Source organism: Streptomyces sp. NPDC102462 (assembly GCF_044765425.1).
Lineage (GTDB): Bacteria > Actinomycetota > Actinomycetes > Streptomycetales > Streptomycetaceae > Streptomyces.
The window spans coordinates 1-3,802 of the sequence record NZ_JBIWKB010000135.1 but is presented as its reverse complement, the minus strand read 5'-3'; the positions used below and the strand labels follow the sequence as shown (position 1 = coordinate 3,802).

The window sequence follows — 3,802 nt, the reverse complement described above, 5'->3', positions numbered from 1 at the left end:
ACGAGCGAACCGCTCGGCCGTCTCAAGACGCAGCCGCTCCCGCTTCTCCTGCTCCCTGGGCGACAGGCCGCCCCCATGCGCGTACCGCATGACGACGTCATACCGCAACGATCAAGAAGCGTCACGGGCCACCGGACTCCACGAGTTCAACCTGAGTACCGGCCGGTTTGGGTGAACAGGCCGGGTTCGGCCTCGGTGAGGATGCCCCGGCTGACCAGGCGCTAGAAATACTCGCCCCCGAACCCGCATTCTGGACCCGGCACTGGGCTGCCGTACTTCGGGGGTTCACCGACGCGCATGTGGCAACCGGCCATGACGACCGACTCGCGCAGGCGCGAGAGACCGCGACCAGACCACAGCTAGCGAAGAGAGCAAAAGACAACATGGGCATGCATGACAATCAGGTGGAAGTGACGACGGAGACCGTCGTCACATTGATCCAGGAGCAGTTCCCGCAGTGGAGCGGCAAGGCGATCCAGTTCCTGAAGTCCTCCGGGACAGTCAACGCGATCTTCCGCATCGGCAATGACCTGTCGGCACGTTTCCCCCTGCGCCTCGTCGACGCCGCCGAGCAGCGGGCAATCCTCCAGCGGGAGGCCGAAGCGAGCGCGGAGTTGGCGCAGGTGTCTCCGTTCCCCGCCCCGCAGCCCGTGGCCCTGGGAGAGCCTGGCGCGGGCTATCCCATGCCGTGGTCGGTGCAGACGTGGCTGCCGGGAACCGTCGCGTGGGACGCCGACCCGAGCGGGTCGCACGCCTTCGCCCAGGACCTCGCGGACTTCATCGAAGCCCTCCGGAAGGCCGATACGCGAGGGCGGCGCTTCAACGGCCAGGGGCGTGGCGGGGTTCTCAGCGACCATGACGCGTTCATGGAGAAGTCCTTCACAGAGAGCGAGGGACTGCTGGTGGTGCCGCGGGTGCGCCGGATGTGGGGCCGCTTTCGGGAGCTACCGCGCGAAAGCGATGACGTGATGAGCCACGGCGACCTGATTCCGGGCAATGTGCTTGTCTCCGGCGACCGGCTCAGTGGCGTACTGGACGGCGGAAGCTTCGGCCCAGCCGACCCCGCACTGGATCTGGTCGCCGCGTGGCACCTGCTTCAAGAGGGACCGCGTGACGTGCTCCGACAGGCCCTGGGCTGTGACGACCTGGAGTGGGAGCGTGGGAAGGCATGGGCTTTCGCACAGGCGATGGGGCTCGTGTGGTACTACGTTGAGAGCAATCCGACGATGAGTAGGACGGGGAAGCAGACGCTCGACCGCATCCTGGAGTCGACGCCGTGACGTCCTCTCAGAGGTGGTGTAGACGGCAGCCGCATGCGTGACTCACGACCGGAGTTCCGGGTAGACCCCGCTGGGCCCATCACGCCAGCAGGACTCGCTTTCGCAGGAGGGCGAAGCCTGCGCGGCCGAACATCTGGCGTTTGAGCATCTTGATGCGGTTGACGTGGCCTTCGACGACGCCGGAGTTCCAGGGCAGGGTGAGGCCGGCGATGACGGCGTCGCGGTCTCGGTCGATGCCGGCGGCGAGGGTGCGGAGGCTGGGTAGGTCGTCCTGTCGGACGGCGTCGAGCCAGTCCGGCAGGCATTCGCCTTGGCGCTCGGTGAGCATGGCCGCGAAGGAGCGGACATGTCGGGTGAGGGCGTCCAGTTCGGGGCAGTGGGCCCGGACGTTCTTGAGCTGGAGCTGTTCGGACTCGGTGAGGGTTTCCGGGTGGCGAAGGATCCATCCGGCGACGGCCCGGGCGGGGGGTCACCGGTCGTGGTGAGGTGCGCTTGTCGTGCAGGTAGGCGCGAACGCGCTGGTAGCTGCCCTGGTAGCCAAAAAACTCGGTTCTGGCACAGATCTTGGGGAGCGGTCGCGGAGGGTGACCGAAGCGTTCGATTGCGATACACCAATCGAGTGTGAGACCGCGTACGCCGTGATGCCGAACAACCGATAGTGACGCTCCGTCAGGTGCTGTAGTTGGCCGTCGTTCAGGGCTGTGGCCGGTGACGGTGCTGGGCATGCAGGCCGACGTATCGTTCTGGGACTCGCTGGTGTTCGACGGGATCGGCGACTTGGTCGTCGAAGCGGTTGCGGCCGCCTTCGGCACGGTTGACGTGGCGGCAAGGTGTCGGGCGGCCGGGGCGGCCTGCCCGGGCTGCAGGCGCTTCTCGGACCGGGTGCATGACTCTTACCAGCGCAGACTCAGAGATCTCCTGTTCGGTGAGTTCCGCGTCGTGATCCTGTTGACGGTCCGGCGTTTCATCTGTGGCTCGGCGGACTGCCCACGCGGGACGTTCGCCGAGCCGTTTGCACAGTTGGCCACCGCGTACGCGCGCTTCACCAGCCGGTTCAACCGCGCCTTGGAGCGCATCGGGTTGGCACTGGCCGGACGGGCCGGCTCTCGGCTGGCTGCCCAACTGGGCTTTGGCGCAGGGAGGATGACCTTGCTGAGCCGGGTCATGGCGTTGCCCGATCCGCAGTCCAGCCCGCCGCGGGTGCTGGGGGTTGACGATTTCGCCACGCGGCGCGGACAGTCGTACGTCACTGTGATCACGGACGGTGAACGCCACCACCCGATCGATGTCCTGCCCGGACGTGCAGCGGCGCCGCTCGCCGCGTGGCTCACCGCGCACCCCGGCGTGGAGATCATCTGCCGGGACCGGGCAGGCGCCTACGCTGAAGGGGCCCGGCTCGGTGCCCCTGACGCTCTCCGGGTAGCTGACCGGTTCCACCTGTGGCAGGGCCTCGGCCGGTCGGTGGAGACCTGCGTCGCCGCCCGCCGTGACTTCTTGCGGGCCCCGCCAATGGAGCCCAAGCCGTCGTTGGCCGACACGCTGTGGGAACGGCGCGTTGGGGCACCGCCCTGCCACAGAACGACTCGGACTGCGGTGTCCCAGAGCCTTCCGGGCCGCGGGCCCAGCGCAAGAAGGCCGCCCATGCGCAGGTCCACGAGTTGCTCGCGCAGGGCCACTCGCGCCGGGCGATCGCCCGATATCTGGGCTGGGGCCTCAACACCGTGCCGCGCCACGGACCTGGCGCGGATGGGCTGGGAAGTGCATGCCATCGCCTCGTTCGCCGGGCACAGGGACACCGACTCCACGTTGCAGTACATCCACCTGGAACGAGTTGCACTTTCTGCGCGGCGAAGCCGGGGCTGTCCGTTCATCAACTCCATCGCCGAGCTGCCCGATCGCTCCCATCCCGCACGGCAGGTGATCGAGCAGTACAAGGCCAGCCAGACCCGCCGGCTGGTCGGCATGTGCGCAGCGGCCGGGCTGCCCGGCCCCGAGCAGGCCGAGGGCGAGATCACCTTCGTACTTCGAAGGCGCGCAGGTCAGCACGTAGAACGGAAGCATCGATCAGGCGGGGGGCCGCGTGATGAGGATCGTCGAGGGGATCGTGGACCGGCACCGCTCCGTCCTCGGCGCATCCCGGGCGCCCGCCGGCTGACCGCTCCGCACCCGCGCCCCCCACCGGGAACCGGCCCTCGTCCGCTACGACGACCAGGCACCAGCGGCTGGAACCTGTGCCTGTTCGGGTGAGTTACGCCTCCGTACGGTCCCGTGCCGGTTGTCGTGCGCCAGCTTGGGCGTCTGGCGCGGCGGGTGTTCGTCGGCAACGAGAAGGGCCCCGCAGCAGCCTGCGGGGCCCTGATTCGTCAACCTGGGTGAATTATCCGGGGTTGTTCCACGCGAGGTGGACCGGTCTGTCAGTCGGTGAGTCGCTCGCCCGTGGAGGTCGAGAACACGTGGGTCTCGCCCGGCCGCGGCACGACGTGCACCTTCGCGCCCTTCTCGGGGACGGAGCGGCTGTTGAC

General features: G+C 68.1%; 2 protein-coding genes and 2 pseudogenes. 3 read left to right on the top strand and 1 reads right to left on the bottom strand.

What is annotated here, in order from left to right; all coding sequences use genetic code 11:
- Nucleotides 1-383: 383 nt before the first annotated feature.
- Nucleotides 384-1,280, top strand: a complete 897-nt coding sequence (locus ACIRFL_RS43565) for an aminoglycoside phosphotransferase family protein (protein WP_404041250.1) — start codon at nt 384-386, stop codon at nt 1,278-1,280.
- A gap of 79 nt (nt 1,281-1,359) precedes the next feature.
- Here the strand turns inward: ACIRFL_RS43565 and ACIRFL_RS43560 are convergent, their stop codons facing one another.
- Nucleotides 1,360-1,722 carry a transposase gene (locus ACIRFL_RS43560; protein ID WP_404041253.1) on the bottom strand — a complete coding sequence of 121 codons (363 nt, stop codon included), beginning with the start codon at nt 1,720-1,722 and terminating at the stop codon, nt 1,360-1,362.
- Nucleotides 1,723-2,003: 281 nt separating this feature from the next.
- On the opposite strand from ACIRFL_RS43560, the pseudogene ACIRFL_RS43555 reads away from it, so the two are divergent.
- Both ACIRFL_RS43555 and ACIRFL_RS43550 read left to right on the top strand, forming a co-directional pair.
- Nucleotides 2,004-2,708 (top strand): annotated as a pseudogene (locus tag ACIRFL_RS43555) (ISL3 family transposase); the annotation flags it as partial.
- Nucleotides 2,709-3,116: 408 nt separating this feature from the next.
- Nucleotides 3,117-3,435, top strand: a pseudogene (locus ACIRFL_RS43550) (TetR family transcriptional regulator); the annotation flags it as partial.
- Nucleotides 3,436-3,802: the final 367 nt, after the last annotated feature.

Coding starts and splice junctions, on each gene's coding strand:
- ACIRFL_RS43565 (WP_404041250.1), top strand. CDS start 384: ATGGGCATGCATGACAATCAGGTGGAAGTGACGACGGAGACCGTCGTC.